The following is a 15,574-nucleotide window of genomic DNA, read 5'->3' as shown; positions in this document are numbered from 1 at the left end:
GAAATCTACAAGATGTGGTTGATATGCGTCCTGGCAGTATTTACGCGGCTTTCGGTAGTAAAGATAATTTGTTTAAAGAAGCGTTAAATCGTTATGCCGAGACAAGTGCTGAGAATCTTGCCGACAGTATGGCGCAGGAAACAACCGTTCTTGGAGGGTTAAAGCGATTCCTGCGTAATGTGATTATTTGTAATAAAGGCACTACGCCAAGTGGCATGTGTATGATTGTTAAAAGTGTCGCTGAACTAACGCAAAACGATAGCCCTGATTTACTGGCTCAGGCAAAGGGCATTTTACAAACTATAGAGGCGTCTTTTACTAATATTTTCCAACAAGCCATCAATAATGGTGAAATCAACACACAGAAGAGTCCGGCTGAATTAGCGCGTTACTTCCAAATTCAACTCATAGGCTTAAGAACTTATGCTCAGGTAACCAATGATATTAATGCAGTAGAAAAGTTCATTGACGATATATTTGAAGAGCTGCGCTAACACAATTCATCCGCCAGTTAATAGCATAACGAGGAACAACACCGTGAACGATAAAAAGAGCAACAAGATTAAGTTAGATATTGTATCCGATGTTGTCTGTCCATGGTGCATCGTTGGCTATAAACGCCTGGAAGCCGCCATCAACGAACTGGGACTGCAAGATAGGGTAGAAATTGAGTGGCAGCCGTTTGAACTGAACCCCGACATGCCATCGCAAGGCGAGAATCTGCGCGCCCATGTGCTGCGCAAATACGGTGCCAAGCGCGACGACAGTGACAAAGCCCGCGCTAACATCAGTGCCCAGGGTGCTGAGTATGGGTTTACCTTTGATTATTTTGAAGAGATGAAGATCGTTAACACCCGCGATGCGCATCTGTTGCTGGATTTTGCCCATGAAGAGGGCTTGCAGCATCAGCTAAAACAGCGTTTGTTTGCCGCCTTCTTTTCGGAGCATAAGGATGTATCAGATCGCGCCGTCTTGCTGGCAGAGGCTGAGAGCGTAGGTCTGGATCCCGCTGCTGCGGCGTTAGCCTTGGATGATACCGAGCGTCGTCGCCGCGTATTAGGCCAAGAGGCTCAGTGGCAGCAACAGGGGATTTCAGGTGTGCCAACAGTGATCTTCAACCGCAGCAGTGCCATGACTGGTGCGCACACGCAGGGCAGCTACAAAGATGTGCTGCGAAAGTTAGCAAGCCAGTAGCCACTCATTTCATGTCGTGGATAATTTAACAATCATGAACGGCCACACAAAGCCAAGGGCGCTAAACCGCCATTGATGGTGGCCTGACCTCTACTTTTGCTTACCGTTACTTTACCGTGGTAATTTATTGGGCGGATGGATTGTAAAGCGTATCGAAAAAGCAGCCATTTAGAGATCAATTTCTATCTGGAACAATACGATTTTAACGAAGATTCAGTTATTACTGCCTTTGTCAAAGCCATCAGACAATTCTGTCAGTTTTAACAATGTGACTCGGTGTCTTTGACTAATGCCTACCCAAAACACCTAACCCAACGTTTGCACAGTGTGCTACAACCTTTAGGATGACACCAAGATAAAGGCATCACGCCGCCAGCAAGTGCCAGATGCTCAGTCTTTGCGATTGACTGCTGACGGGTTTTCCGCCATCAGGGATACATGGAGCAATTTATGAATAATCCGCATTATCTGTTCATCTTGCTAGCCAGTATGTTGCTTTCAGCCTGCGCCCAGTTCACACCTTATCGAACCGAAATGCCAGATCCGAAATCCGCAGAGTACACGCCGTTCAAGTGTAAGGTGGATGATAGTCCTCCAAGTCTGATTGATGAAAACATGCCCGACACGGCCCTGGAACTCTGTGACAGTCCGACATCTACCGGCTCACATGCCATCCAGCATCGTTATTACCAGGTCTGGGCTAATCCGGATAAAATCAGCAGGAAGAAAGGGGACTATCACCTTTCTTTCGTCGAGTTTGATGACCAGGGCTGGTTCGCCGACCGCCGCCAGATGGAAGCGCTCTTTGAGCTCCTCAAGACACTAGAGGAAAAGAACGACGGCTCCACACTGATTTACGTTTACGCGCATGGATGGAAGCACAACGCGAGTTCTTGCGACAACAATGTTGTCTGCTTTTCCAGGCTGTTGGAGCGTACTGACCTCCTGCAGCGGGTAAATGCAGACAGTGCTACTCTGCCCAGAAACGTGGTCGGAATTTACATCGGTTGGCGGGGGCTGCCCTTTAATGGCCCCCTTAACAACCTGTCTTTCTGGTCCCGCAAAGATACCGCGGCGCGCGTGGGGCGCGGTGGCGTCTTCGAGCTTTTAACGCGCCTGAAGGACTACCGCGACAATCGGTTCAAGGACTTTTGTGTTAATCAGTTGAAGCAGGACAGCATTGATTCCCAGGCGCGTCTGCAAAATTTTCCAGACTGTGCACGCTATGCTGCTGCAAAAGATTTACCGCATGAGAACACGGTGAACCGTGAGTCTATGAATCCGCCTAACAGTAATCCTACACAACTTGTGATCAGCGGGCATAGCTTCGGTGGCCTCGTCATCTACTCGGCGCTGTCGCACGCCTTGATGGAGCGCGCTGCAAAAACCACCAGCAACGGCAAGGGGGCGGAATACGAAAGGGCGCAGAGCTTTGGAGATTTCGTGATATTAGTCAATCCGGCCTTTGAGGGCTCGATGTACGAGCCTCTGTTTAACATCGCCATTAATCGCTGCTACGACCCCAAACAAAAGCCGGTGATGATGATCGTTACCTCCGAAGCAGATAAAGCTACCGGCAGCGCATTTCCTATGGGCCGTGCTCTGGGCACGATCCTTCAGCATGCGAAGTCTTCCGAACAGAAAGACAGCATGCACAAAACCATAGGCCACAATGACAGGTACCTGACGCATCGCCTGACGTCGGACGGTAAAAAAGCAAAAGAGATACCAGACAAGAGGGCGTGCCCCTGTAAGTATCTTGAGGCAACATCTGATAGGGATGTCGAGACGATGTTGTTGCCCCTGTACTCGACAATTATAGACAACGCTATTGCCGGGGCCTACAGCGAGCCCGGCCTGAAACCCTACGGACAGCAGGTCATGCTGACTCCAGCACCCTGGGAGTGCTCGATCGAGGAAAATACTTTCCAGCATTGCCTCACCAAGCCTGGTCAGTCGACATTGGATCCGATGTACACAGGCCGATACCCATACCTGGTCGTCAAAACGGATGCAGGGGTCATCGCTGATCACAACGCCATCTATAACGAGCGTTTTACCGATTTTACGATGGCCTTTATTACCGAACACATCGCCGCTCATCCCAGGTCCTGGGCGCCTGCGACGGCCCCAGTACAGAGCTGCTTTAATGAGGAGTTCCCTCGCACAGGTGCTGCTCTGCTGCCAAATAAGCGTTCATGCCAATTGGCTAATGGAGATTCCTGTAGCGTTCCATAATGTAACAGGCTGAAGCACGGTGTTAAGCACTTGCGTGGAGTCATTTGATAACAAGAGGTAAGAATTTTGATTACTCTTTCACAATTAACTGAGTTGTTAGGATGGGCATCAGCGCTTAATGTCGGCTACCTTTTTTTTGCCACTCTCATTCTTATGTATATGAGAGGAGCGGTATCTTCTCTTCATAGCAAGATGTTTAATATTGACGAAAAGGAATTAAGCGCTAAGTATTTGGATTTTTTGAGCCAGTATAAGGTAGTGACATTGGTTTTTATGGTTTCACCTTATATTGCTTTAAAAATTATGGGTTACTAACTAAGTGGCTACTCATTAAGGGCTTAATAAGCCATCAAGTTGAGCACCTTACGCTACGCTTCAGTCACTATATTGGCCAGATGCTCTGTGCTATGGCTGTGGGTTTCAAACTTGCGGCAGCCCCGTCATTGCTGACTTCCAGATTGTCTTCGTTTTAATCCTCCCGTTAGTGTTAAAATGCTTGTCTTCAACACTCATTTAGCGTCAAACGATCCCGGAAATAATATTCAAATGGAAATCAAAGTAAATTTTTTAGACAATCTCAGACTCGAAGCCAAGTTTGATGATTTCACCGTCACCGCAGACCAGCCTATTCGTTATAAAGGTGATGGATCTGCACCCAGTCCTTTTGATTACTTCTTAGCTTCGTCGGCGCTTTGTGCAGCGTATTTTGTGCGGGTTTATTGTTTGGCGCGGGATATCCCCACAGACGATATTAAGCTCTCGCAAAATAATATTGTTGATCCGGAAAATAGATACAAACAGATTTTTCAAATACAGGTAGAGCTTCCAGAGAGTATTTCTGATCGGGATCGTGAAGGCATATTGCGCTCTATCGACCGATGCACTGTTAAAAAAGTCGTTCAACAAGGCCCGGATTTCAAAATTGAACAAGTCGAGAGCCTCGAAGATGAAGCGTCGCTTTTGTACACGGACAGTACCGAAAGCGATGCCAATACAAGAATTATTGGTAAAGACCTTCCGCTGGAAAAAACCATTGCCAATATGACAGCGATTCTGGCTGATCTGGGTATTAAGATAGAAATTGCTTCGTGGAGAAATATTGTCCCGAATGTGTGGTCGCTGCATATCCGTGACGCGGCGTCACCGATGTGTTTTACGAATGGGAAAGGAGCGAGCAAAGAAAGCGCACTGTGTTCGGCGCTGGGTGAGTTCATCGAACGCGCCAGCTGTAACTTCTTCTATAACGATCAGTTCTTCGGCGAAGATATTTGTAACAGTAAGTTTGTTCATTACCCTAATGAAAAGTGGTTTAAAGCAGGCCCGAACGATGCATTGCCTGCGGGGCTGATGGATGAAGCCTGTTTAGCGATTTACAATCCGGATGATGAACTCAGAGCATCTAACTTAATTGATACAAACTCCGGCCTTAGCGAACGTGGCATTTGTGCTTTACCTTTTGTTCGTCAATCAGATCAGCAAACCGTGTATTTTCCTTCTAATCTTATAGAAAATTTATTTCTCAGTAATGGTATGAGTGCCGGGAATAATATCTACGAAGCCCAGGTACAGTGTCTTTCTGAAATATTTGAACGTGCAGTCAAAAGGCAGATTATTGAAGAGGAAATTGTTTTACCTGATGTTCCGCAACATGTTCTGCAACAATATCCGCAAATTCTTGAGGGTATAAAAGGGCTGGAAGAGAACGGTTTCCCTGTCATGGTTAAGGATGCGTCTTTAGGGGGCGTGTTTCCTGTGATGTGCGTCACCTTGATGAACCCTAAAACAGGCGGTGTTTTTGCTTCTTTTGGTGCGCATCCAAGCTTTGAAGTGGCTTTAGAGCGTAGCTTGACTGAGCTCTTACAAGGCAGAAGCTTCGAAGGCTTAAATGATGTGCCGCCTCCGACCTTTAACAGTATGGCAGTTACAGAGCCGAATAATTTTGTTGAACATTTTATTGATTCAACCGGCATTATTTCTTGGAAGTTCTTTAGCGCTAAGCATGATTATGAGTTCTGTGAATGGGATTTCTCAGGGACTAACGAGCAAGAAACCAGCTGTCTCATGAACATATTGGCTGACCTTGGCAAAGAGGTTTATATTGCCGTGCATGAGGATTTAGGTGCAACGGCATGCAGGATTTTAGTGCCCGGATACTCAGAGATTTATCCGGTAGAAGACCTTGTCTGGGATAACACCAACAAGTCCCTTTATTTCAGGGAAGATATCTTAAACATCCATTCACTGGATGATGAGGAGTTGGTCAGTTTAGTTGAGCGCTTAGAAGAGAGTGAGCTGGATAATTACACCGACATTAAAACACTCATCGGTATTGAATTTGATGAGAATACCGCATGGGGACAGCTTGATGTCGGTGAATTAAAAATCCTTATCTATTTGGCCCTTGAGCAATATGAAGAGGCAAGTGAGCTCGTACAAGATTACATTAGCTTCAATAACAATACAGTGGCTCGCGGTTTGTTCTATCAAGCGATCAATGTTGTGCTCGATATTGTGCTGGATGATGAACTTGAACTTGAAGACTATTTGCCTAACCTGGCCAGAATGTATGGTGCCGATACGATGGAGAATGTCGTTGGCTCGGTTGCCGGAGAGATTAAATTCTATGGGTTAACCAAGACCAGCATGAAACTGGAAGGCCTGGATAGGCACCTAAAGTTGATTGAGAGCTATAAAAAGCTACATAAATACAGAGCAGATGGCATGTTGAATTAATCAACCAGATTTTACTTTGTATAGATATGATTATGGATGGTGTTATGGATATTCAGCGTATAAACCCGTGTGCTCGTTGGTCAGATGTTACTGTCTTTAAAGGCATTGCTCATTTTGTAGAAGTCCCGGAGGATGCCAGCCAAGATCTGGCAGGGCAGGTTAGCCAGGTTTTTTCTCAAGCTGAAGCATCTCTGGCGAGTGTCGCCAGTGATAAATCGCAGCTCTTATCAGTGACTATTTATGTGACTGATTTTGCTCATTTAGATACGCTCAATATGGCATGGGAGGCTTGGTTGCCGGTCGGATGTGCCCCAAGCAGAGCTTGTGTAAAAGTAGAATTAGCCAATCCGGCCTATCTGCTTGAAATTGCGTTTGTAGCGGCGACTGCTGAGTGAGATAGAGTGGCTGTTGCTGGTTAGTTACTCTTTGCCAGTAGTTAAGGGGAGGAAAGGGTCAAGAGGTAGTAGGCAAAATTAAAAGGTAGCAGCAAAAAAGTGGCCAATATTCTCTATTGGCCACTTGTGCGTCTGATGCTTTTTACCACTCTTGCGAATGAATGACTTCAGGTGTTTCCTGCATCTGAATAAACTCAATTAATTGATCAATCTCACGTTCATTAAAGACGGGTATGCCGTGTCGCTGTAGTTCCGATGCCGTTACACCGCTATCCGGTGTTAGTGTGTCATTAAACTCACCGTTGTAAGTTTGACGGTTACCACAGGACGGGCTTCTGCTTTTGAGCAGTGCGCAGCAAGCTCCGCTTTCTTTTACTTTATCTACGGCGAGTTCCGCGCCTTTTAAGAACTGGGGTGTAACATCCTCTCCTTGAATATTGACAACCATCACAGGGTGGCGGGATGTGATTTCTGCGGGTAGGCGTGGGGCTGTTAAACCGCCGGCTATTTCCGGACAGAAGTGAACCAGGCGTCCTTCTTCCTGCCATCGTTTAATCTGCGGGTGTTCGAGCAAGCTGTGTTGGCCGTCATATCTGACTTTGTGACCTAAAAAGCAGGCACTCACGAGTATTTTTTTCATTCTTATAAGGGTCTCGGGTTTGTCTGGTGCGCATTCTAACGTCTATGGCCCAAAGTACAATGTTATAAGGCTATAAAGTTGTGATCTAACCAATAAATATTGTTTTAGTGCTATTCCTAAGTCTATATCGATGAATTTTTTATAACCTATTGATTTTAAAAGACTCTATACTTTTTGTTTACGTAAAGGTAAAGGAAAGTATGAATAGTTCTTTACGAATACGTAAATTGCAGATATAAAATTAGGGGTAAATACTTAATGGAAGACACCCATGCACTTATCTCTCACCGAAGAACAGCAAATGATTCAGGATGCGGCTAAAAAGTTTGCAGAAAGTGAATTGCAACCGGTAGCTGAAAAACTGGACCAGACAAAAGACTATGAAATCACCAAAGCCCATTGTAAGAAATTAGCTGAGCTTGGGTTTATGGGGCTGAATATTGATGCTGACTACGGTGGGACTGAAGCCGGAGTGGTCGCGTTTAGTTTGGCTATTACTGAGATTGCCAAAGCATGTGCTTCAACGGCAGTAACCATGTCGGTAACCAACATGGTTGCTGAAATCATTCAGGTAGTCGGTAATGAAGCGCAGAAAGAAAAATACTTACCGAAAATCTGCTCTGGCGAATACCTCAGCGGTAGTTTTTGTTTAACTGAAGCGGGGGCCGGTTCCGACCCATCCGCTATGCGTACCCGCGCCACGAAAACTGACGACGGTTGGTCTATCAGCGGCACTAAACAGTGGATCACCAGTGCGTCTTTTGCCGGCGTGTTTGTGGTGTGGGCAGTCACCGATGCAGACGCGCCTAAAGGCAAAGGTATTTCATGCTTTCTTGTAGAAGCAGCGACACCCGGCATCACCGTAGGGCCGGGCGAGAAAAAAATGGGCCAGCATGGTTCGGCTACAAACGAAGTGCATTTTGAAAACTGCCTGGTGCCTGATTCAGCCGTGCTTGGCAAGCTCAATGACGGTTTCCGTATTGCGGTGGCGGAACTTGCAGGTGGACGTATCGGTATTGGGTCCCTGGCTTTAGGTATTGGCTTAGCGGCGATGGATTATGCAACCCGGTATGCGACAGAACGTAAACAGTTTGACAAACCTATTTCTGAATTTCAGGGTTTGCAATGGATGATTGCAGATCGAGCTACCGAGCTTGAAGCAGCAAGATTATTATTAATGAGTGCTGCCGATAAAAAAGAGCGTGGTTTACCTTTTGCGAAAGAAGCCTCAATGGCAAAACTCTTTGCCAGTGAAAAAGCTAACCAGGCCTGTTATACCGCTTTGCAGCTATTAGGCGGCTACGGCTATATGCAGGAATACCCATTAGAACGTATGACACGTGATGCCAGAATCACGTCTATTTATGAAGGCACCAGCGAAGTGCAGCGCATCGTTATTGCACGTGAAATCTTGCGTGAATACCGGTAAAGCAAAGATGAAACCATTAGCTGGGTTAAAAATTCTCGATTTCTCAACCTTACTGCCCGGGCCTTATGCAACCATGTTGTTGTCGGACATGGGCGCTGATGTTTTACGCGTTGAGTCCCCATCACGGCCTGACCTTGTTAGGGAAATGACGCCACAGATGAGTGGTCAGTCGGCTGCCTTTGAATACCTTAATCGTGGCAAGCAATCATTAGCGATTAATCTTAAAAAAAGTGAAAGCGCCGAGATCATTCAATCACTTTTAGCTGAGTACGATATTGTTGTTGAGCAGTTTCGACCGGGTGTGATGGCTCGACTGGGACTGGGGTATGATCAGTTGGCTAAGATCAATCCTCAGCTTATTTACTGCTCCATTACCGGTTACGGGCAGACGGGTCCGTATAGAGATCGTGCCGGTCATGACATCAATTATCTGGCCTTAAGTGGTATCTCTGCATCGTCCGGTCGAACCGAAGCGGGACCCCTGTTAGCTGGGGTACAAATTGCTGATGTTGCAGCGGGATCCCAGCCAGCTGTCATCGCCATTCTTGCGGCGGTTATTCAACGCTCAACAACGGGGGCCGGGCAGCACATTGATATCGCCATGAGTGATCAGTGTCTGGCATTGCAGCCCTTGTTGATGCCGGGGGTTATAAATGGCGAAACGACTATCCAGGCGCAATCACATTTCCTGAATGGCGCCGGCATCTATGATTATTACGTCACGTCAGATAAGCGTTATATGGCGGTGGGTAGCTTAGAGCCACAGTTCAGGCGTCGGCTACTTGAGGTTCTGGGTCACCCGGAGTGGATAAATGAAGCGGATGACCGGCTTAAACATTGTCTTGCTGATATTTTTATTCAGCAGGATCAGGCGTTCTGGTCTGATCGGTTCGCAACGACTGATGCGTGTGTGGAGCCCGTGTTGGCGATGGATGAGGCGCTTGTGCATCCGCATAACATGGCGCGTCAGGTGATCACCGAGAACCCTTCTGGTACAAAACAGATAAAACCTACCCCTTATCTTGACGGGATGAGCTCAGCATCAGTAGCCGCTGCGCCTGTGTGTGGACAGGATAATCAAAAGGTACTGCAAGCGTTGGGGCTTTCTGCGGAACAGATAACAACACTGGCCGATTCTGGTTTGTTTACATAGCCGCTTTTAACAAGATGTTAGGGCAGGTTTTAAGAATAATGATAAAAATGAGAGGACTAAAATGAGCAATACGGACTATCAGTCATTTTATGACAACTTCACTCCTGCTGCTGTAGAAGAGCAGCTGATTGGGAGCTTGAAGGAAGGTTTTAACGTCTGTGAAGAGATCTGTGATCGTTGGGCAGAGGGTGATCGCATTGGTCTGTTTTACGAAGGGGTTACGCGCCCGGCATCCCAGCACAGCTATGCTGAGTTAAAAGAAAAATCAGCAAAATTCGCTAATTTTCTGACGTCACAGGGAATTGGTAAAGGTGATCGCGTTGCGGCATTACTACCACGCACACCTGAACTCATGGTGGTTATTCTTGGCACGTTACGCGCTGGCGCTGTTTATCAGCCGCTTTTCACGGCGTTTGGATCGGGAGCCATTGAATACCGTCTGAGCACCGCTAAAACAAAACTGGTCGTTACTGATGCTGATAACCGCAGCAAACTGGACTCAGTAAAAGCTTGTCCTCCTATTATGGTGGTAGGTGATGCAGACGTGGTGAAAACTGAAGCAGGCGACCTCTCGTTTAACGACGAAATAAAAAATCAGTCAAATGAATTTGAACCGGTTCGCATCGGTGCGAATGAGCCATTCCTGCAGATGTTTACCTCAGGCACGGTAGGTAAAGCGAAAGGGGTCGCTGTTCCTGCACGCGCTATTATGTCTTTTTATGTCTATATGCGTTATGCCATTGGTCTGCGCCCTGATGATGTGTATTGGAACGTTGCAGATCCTGGCTGGGCATACGGTCTTTACTATGCGGTAGTTGGCCCACTGCTGTTGGGTAACGGTACGCATTTTGATGAGCACGGCTTTACCCCTGATTCAACCTACAACATGATTCGCAAATACGGTATTACCAACCTGGCGGCGGCGCCAACAGCATATCGTATGCTGATGGCCAATGATGATGTATTGGCAGAAAATGAGTCCCTGGGATTGCGTGTTGCCAGCAGCGCAGGAGAGCCGTTAAACCCTGAAGTGATTAACTGGGTTAAGCGTCGTCTCGGATGTACTGTTATGGACCACTACGGCCAGACAGAAACCGGTATGACCTGTTGCAACCATCTTGAACTTGAGCAAAGTATTGTGCGTGTCGGCTCAATGGGTTTCTCGCTTCCGGGCCATCGTGTGGTCGTGCTCAGTTCAGACTATGAAGAGCTGGGTGAAAACGAAATAGGGCAGTTGGCGGTCGATGTTGAAAAGTCACCTCTTTTCTTTTTTCAGGGATATACCTGGGGTGAGAAAGACCCTTTCAAAGGCCGTTATTATCTGACAGGTGACGTCGTCATGAGTCACGGTGACGGGAGTTACTCTTTCACCGGTCGTGATGATGACATTATCACGACGGCGGGGTATCGCGTTGGCCCGGCCGATGTAGAAAGCACCTTGCTTGAACATGAAGCGGTTGCTGAGTCGGGTGTCATAGGTAAACCAGATGAGAAGCGTGGTGCGATCATTAAAGCGTATGTTGTGATCAAGCCACAGTTCGACCCAAGCGTAGAGTTAGCGGAAGAGTTGAAGCAGTTGGTACGTAACCGTTTATCGACACACGCGTTCCCTCGTGAAATCGAGTTTGTTGATGAGTTACCGAAAACGCCCAGTGGTAAAATTCAACGCTTTATTCTGCGTAATCAAGCGCGCGACGAAGTATAGATATCATCCGCTAAACCTTTAATTTGCTTAGCATCGATCAGCATAAGGAATAAATTTCTTATGCTGATCTGTTTATGGCCATTCAGGGAAAATTTATGAATTCATCGTTGGACGAAGCCAGGCGTGTTTTTAAGGTTGCTCCTTTCATCACAGCACTGGGCTGCCAGCTCGATAAACTGGAAGCAGGGGTGTGCCATAGTCATATCGTTCTGCAAGAGATGCACCAGCAACAGGATGGCTTTGTGCATGCGGGCGTACAGGCAACACTGGCAGACCACACTGCGGGAACCGCCGCTGTCACCCTGATTGAACAGGGCCAGCGGGTATTGACGGCAGAGTTTAAAATCAACCTGTTGCGTGCGGCTAAAGGATCAGCGCTGGTTTGCCACAGCACTATTCTGAAGCCCGGGAGAATGCTGATTATAGCTGAGTCCGAAGTGTATGCGCGTCAGGCGGATAACTCCCTTGTTTTGGTATCAAAAGCGACAGTGACGTTAGCTGTCACGAATAAGTAAACAAAAAAATAAACAGTAGGATTTCTATTATGTCTCAAGTGATGAGTTTCATCGAAATGCGTGACTTTCTTGCTGAGCAATTTCCGCAAGGCGATCAATATGGTGTGCTTGAGGCGCTGGGAGGTGGTTGGTCTGAAATGCGCCTGCCCATCGATGAACAACATTTACGCCCGGGCGGAACTGTTTCCGGGCCGGCCATGATGGCATTGGCTGATGTCGCCATGTATGCAGCGCTGCTGAGTAAAATTGGCCCGGTTGCACTGGCTGTGACAACTAATCTTAATATTAACTTTTTGCGCAAACCTAAAGCAAATATGGATATTGTTGCCCGGGCAGAAATTCTGAAAGTAGGTAAGCGTCTCGGTGTGGGTGAGGTTTACATTAGCTCACGTGGGGAAGACGACCCCGTTGCACATGTGACGCTGACATACTCAATTCCGGAGCATTAATGATGGCAGTTAACTGGTCTGATCAAATCATTGATATGGGGCATGGAATGCGTTTGTCCGTGCGCCTGGGTAAACACGCAGAGCAGCATGCCGGCCGAGCGGTGTTATTACTGTTACATGAAGCGCTGGGCTGTATTGCTATGTGGAAAGATATTCCTGAGCAACTTGCCGCAGAGACAGGCTGTGATGTGGTGGTTTATGAGCGGCAGGGATATGGATTATCTTCGACAATTGAGTTGCCTCGCGATGAGGATTATCTGCTAGAGGAGGGGGAGGTATGGTTACCCCGCTTAATCGATAAACTGAAACTCAATAACGTTTTTCTTCTTGGGCATAGTGATGGTGGTTCGGTCGCGCTGATTGGTGCGGCGAGCATGCCCTGGCTGGTTAAAGGCGTTATAACCGAAGCCGCTCATATTTATATCGATCATTTAACGACGGCCGGTATTACAGAAGCTGTTGATCGCTACGAGACGACCAACTTAAAAGATAAATTGGCCAAGTATCATGGAGAACGTACTGATCTGTTATTTCGTGCCTGGCATGAAACCTGGTTACGCGAGCGTAAGCAGCCGATGAACTTACGCCCTTGGCTGCCACGCATAGAGTGTCCCGCATTAATTATTCAGGGACGAGAAGATTATTATGGTGTGCCTGAACAGGTAACCGATATTTGTGCAGGTATAGGCGCGAGGGCTGAGTCACTTTTTCTGTCAGAATGTGGCCATGTTCCACATTTTGAGGCACGCGAAAAAATGATCTCTGCTGTTGTTCGTTTTATAAAACAACACAACTCAGCATAATAGTTGAACACAGCCGCCAACACTCAACGAGCGCTTAAGTGATATTCAACCGGTTTGCCTGTTGTACCAGGTCAGGCAAACTGGCTGCCCGCATCTTGCTCATAACACGTGCACGGTGTACTTCAACTGTTTTTGGACTAATGCCCAGTGATTCCGCAATTTCACGGTTGGACTGACCGCTGACCACCAGCGCCATCACCTCTTTTTCGCGTTTGCTCAGTGAATTATAGTGACTACGCGATTGTGATAGGGCGGTATTGTCTTTAAACATCTCGGTCGCACGTTGCAGACCCATCTCAACCAGTCGCAGTAATACTTCATCATCAAACGGTTTTTCAATAAAATCCAGTGCACCGTTTTTCATAGCGTTGACGGCCATAGGAATATCTCCGTGGCCACTAACCACGATAATGGGCAGCTTGATGTGACGTTCAAGCATAATCTGCTGCAATGCCAGACCGTTGATTTCAGGCATGCGAACATCTAAAAGCATACAGCCCATATCGCCTTTATAACGATTCAGAAAGTCTTGCGCAGAGTTAAAGCCAATGACATGAAAATTGTCTGATTCGAGCAGCCACTTCATTGAATCTCTAAAATCGTTATCGTCATCGACAATAAATACGGTTCCACTTGCTCTTTGTGTCATCAATTTTTCCTTACCGGAACTTTAAAATGAAATTTAGTGCCATTAGTGCCATCACTCTCGGCCCATAGCTGTCCGCCATGGGTTTCAACTATCGTTTGTGAAATCGCGAGGCCCATTCCCAAGCCTGTTGATTTTGATGTAATGAAAGGTTCAAACAGTGTATTTAACCCTTCTGCTGAAATCCCATTCCCTTCATCCTGAACTGAGATGTAAATATATCCGTGTAACTGATGGGTGGTGATAATAACCGGACGATACGTTTTATCACAGTCGCTATAAGCCTCAATTGCGTTACGCACCAAATTTAATAATACCTGTTCAATCTGAATCTTGTCTGCCAGGAGTTTGGGTGCTTTGGGGTCTAACTCAAAACTGAAGGTGATATTATGATCGATAGCTTCCTGGTTCAAAAAACCAATCACATCAACACAGGACTCATTGATAGAAAATTCGACACGCTGAAAGTCGGTCCTTTTAACAAAGCTGCGCATCCGCTTAACAATCTCTGCTGCACGTTTGGCCTGTTTAGTGATCAGCTTCATGGAGTGTGTTATCTGCGGCAGATTGGACTCGTTGGTGCCTTCTTCAAGGCGCCTCAGACTGCCCCTGCAATAGTTCAGAATGGCCGCTAATGGCTGATTGATCTCATGTGCCAATCCGGTCGCCATTTCGCCGACAGACAAAAGGCGTGACATATGTGCCATCTCTAGTTGCTGTCTTTTTGCTTGCTCTTCTGCTCTGCGCTTAAGTGTTATATCGCGGCCAATAATAGAGTAATACTCTACCTGCATATTTTCAGTGCGATTTCGGTGCGCGATAACCTCACGTATCTCTGCTATGCGGTTATGATTTTCTGCCATTTTTATCGGTACACTCCCGTACCAGGTACCATGTTGTGCCGCATGGTTGAGTGCGTCCTGAACGAGCGTATTAAAAATATCCGTTTCAAAGATCTGGTCGAGATAAAAGACGACCAGGTTTTCTTTTTCACTCCCCAATGTCCGGTAGGCCGATTCATTCATATAAGTTAACTGCATGGACTGATGATTACAGAACATGATTAAATCGCTGGATGCCTCAACGACACGGGCAAGACGCCGGATAGAGCGTTGAGCCATCTCGCGTTCCGTCACATCCCGTGAAACACAGATGATTTCAACGGACTTACCCTTTTCATCACGGATGGTTTTGCTGGTTGTTTCCAGCCAGATGTAATGGCCATCCTTGTGTCGATATCGGTAGGTATTGGTATACATGCCGCGTCGGTAATGAACCGTTTCCGCTCTTTTAAGCAGATTATCTGCATCTTCGGGATGAAACAGGTCGTATCCCTTAGTGCCAATGATTTCTTCTACACTGTAGCCAAGTACGCGCTCTACTGCCGGGTTAACATCGATGAATATCCATTCAGCGGTTGCCGTGTGGCGAGAAATCATATCGGTAGATTGTTCAGCAAGTAGGCGATACCTGTCTGCTTCTTCGCGATATTTTCGAAGTTCATGTGCGATACTTTCGTGCATTTTTGTCTCTTGGCTTGCCTATGCTGCGTATATTTACAAATATAGTATGACTTTAGGCTAGGTTGTGTAACAAGGAAAATTGCGTATCATTATGCAGAAGTAAGGGTTTTTGCTTATTTTCAGGCGTTTTAAATGCATTGGTATAGCGCTA

General features: G+C 46.7%; 15 protein-coding genes. 12 read left to right on the top strand and 3 right to left on the bottom strand.

All coding sequences use genetic code 11. The annotated features are described in order from the left end of the window. The 6 genes from ABY436_RS04480 to ABY436_RS04455 form a co-directional block, all read left to right on the top strand. A partial coding sequence (locus tag ABY436_RS04480; protein ID WP_372737826.1) for a TetR/AcrR family transcriptional regulator occupies positions 1 to 494 on the top strand: 494 nt, incomplete at its 5' end. Between the two features lie 43 nt (positions 495 to 537). After that, positions 538 to 1,194 carry a DsbA family oxidoreductase gene (locus ABY436_RS04475; RefSeq protein WP_372737825.1) on the top strand — a complete coding sequence of 219 codons (657 nt, stop codon included), beginning with the start codon at positions 538 to 540 and terminating at the stop codon, positions 1,192 to 1,194. 450 nt (positions 1,195 to 1,644) lie between these two features. After that, the gene (locus ABY436_RS04470) at positions 1,645 to 3,432 is read left to right on the top strand and encodes a hypothetical protein (RefSeq protein WP_372737824.1); all 1,788 of its coding nucleotides are present in this window, start codon (positions 1,645 to 1,647) and stop codon (positions 3,430 to 3,432) included. Between the two features lie 66 nt (positions 3,433 to 3,498). Further along, positions 3,499 to 3,747: a DUF6868 family protein gene (locus ABY436_RS04465; RefSeq protein ID WP_372737823.1), complete on the top strand. Its 249-nt coding sequence runs from the start codon at positions 3,499 to 3,501 to the stop codon at positions 3,745 to 3,747. A 231-nt stretch (positions 3,748 to 3,978) separates the two neighbouring features. Then, positions 3,979 to 6,165 carry an OsmC domain/YcaO domain-containing protein gene (locus tag ABY436_RS04460; RefSeq protein ID WP_372737822.1) on the top strand — a complete coding sequence of 729 codons (2,187 nt, stop codon included), beginning with the start codon at positions 3,979 to 3,981 and terminating at the stop codon, positions 6,163 to 6,165. A gap of 44 nt (positions 6,166 to 6,209) precedes the next feature. Further along, positions 6,210 to 6,560, top strand: coding sequence for a RidA family protein (locus tag ABY436_RS04455; RefSeq protein WP_372737821.1), 351 nt, complete (start codon positions 6,210 to 6,212; stop codon positions 6,558 to 6,560). A gap of 142 nt (positions 6,561 to 6,702) precedes the next feature. Here the strand turns inward: ABY436_RS04455 and ABY436_RS04450 are convergent, their stop codons facing one another. Beyond that, the gene (locus tag ABY436_RS04450) at positions 6,703 to 7,200 is read right to left on the bottom strand and encodes a DUF523 domain-containing protein (protein ID WP_372737820.1); all 498 of its coding nucleotides are present in this window, start codon (positions 7,198 to 7,200) and stop codon (positions 6,703 to 6,705) included. 271 nt (positions 7,201 to 7,471) lie between these two features. Here ABY436_RS04450 and ABY436_RS04445 point away from each other — a divergent pair, with 271 nt between their 5' ends. The 6 genes from ABY436_RS04445 (at position 7,472) to ABY436_RS04420 (ending at position 13,254) form a co-directional block, all read left to right on the top strand. Further along, entirely contained in the window at positions 7,472 to 8,629 is a 1,158-nt protein-coding gene (locus ABY436_RS04445; RefSeq protein ID WP_372737819.1) for an acyl-CoA dehydrogenase family protein, read from the top strand. A 7-nt stretch (positions 8,630 to 8,636) separates the two neighbouring features. Beyond that, on the top strand, positions 8,637 to 9,782 hold the full coding sequence (locus tag ABY436_RS04440; protein WP_372737818.1) for a CaiB/BaiF CoA transferase family protein: 1,146 nt from the start codon (positions 8,637 to 8,639) through the stop codon (positions 9,780 to 9,782). A gap of 61 nt (positions 9,783 to 9,843) precedes the next feature. Further along, a complete protein-coding gene (locus tag ABY436_RS04435) occupies positions 9,844 to 11,487 on the top strand; it encodes an AMP-binding protein (protein ID WP_372737817.1) in 1,644 nt (547 codons plus the stop codon). A gap of 95 nt (positions 11,488 to 11,582) precedes the next feature. Next, entirely contained in the window at positions 11,583 to 12,002 is a 420-nt protein-coding gene (locus ABY436_RS04430; protein ID WP_090727507.1) for a PaaI family thioesterase, read from the top strand. 29 nt (positions 12,003 to 12,031) lie between these two features. After that, a complete protein-coding gene (locus ABY436_RS04425) occupies positions 12,032 to 12,451 on the top strand; it encodes a PaaI family thioesterase (protein WP_372737816.1) in 420 nt (139 codons plus the stop codon). Then, the gene (locus tag ABY436_RS04420) at positions 12,451 to 13,254 is read left to right on the top strand and encodes an alpha/beta fold hydrolase (RefSeq protein ID WP_372737815.1); all 804 of its coding nucleotides are present in this window, start codon (positions 12,451 to 12,453) and stop codon (positions 13,252 to 13,254) included. The genes ABY436_RS04425 and ABY436_RS04420 overlap by 1 nt, the downstream gene beginning before the upstream one ends. 34 nt (positions 13,255 to 13,288) lie before the next feature. On the opposite strand, the gene ABY436_RS04415 is transcribed toward ABY436_RS04420, so the two are convergent. Together ABY436_RS04415 and ABY436_RS04410 are read right to left on the bottom strand one after the other, a co-directional pair. Further along, a complete protein-coding gene (locus ABY436_RS04415; RefSeq protein ID WP_372737814.1) occupies positions 13,289 to 13,903 on the bottom strand; it encodes a response regulator transcription factor in 615 nt (204 codons plus the stop codon). Further along, positions 13,903 to 15,423, bottom strand: coding sequence for a PAS domain S-box protein (locus tag ABY436_RS04410; protein WP_372737813.1), 1,521 nt, complete (start codon positions 15,421 to 15,423; stop codon positions 13,903 to 13,905). The genes ABY436_RS04415 and ABY436_RS04410 overlap by 1 nt, the downstream gene beginning before the upstream one ends. Between the last annotated feature and the right edge of the window lie 151 nt (positions 15,424 to 15,574).

This window comes from Neptunomonas sp., assembly GCF_041601355.1.
GTDB lineage: Bacteria > Pseudomonadota > Gammaproteobacteria > Pseudomonadales > Balneatricaceae > Neptunomonas.
This window is presented reverse-complemented; position numbering and strand designations above follow the sequence as displayed.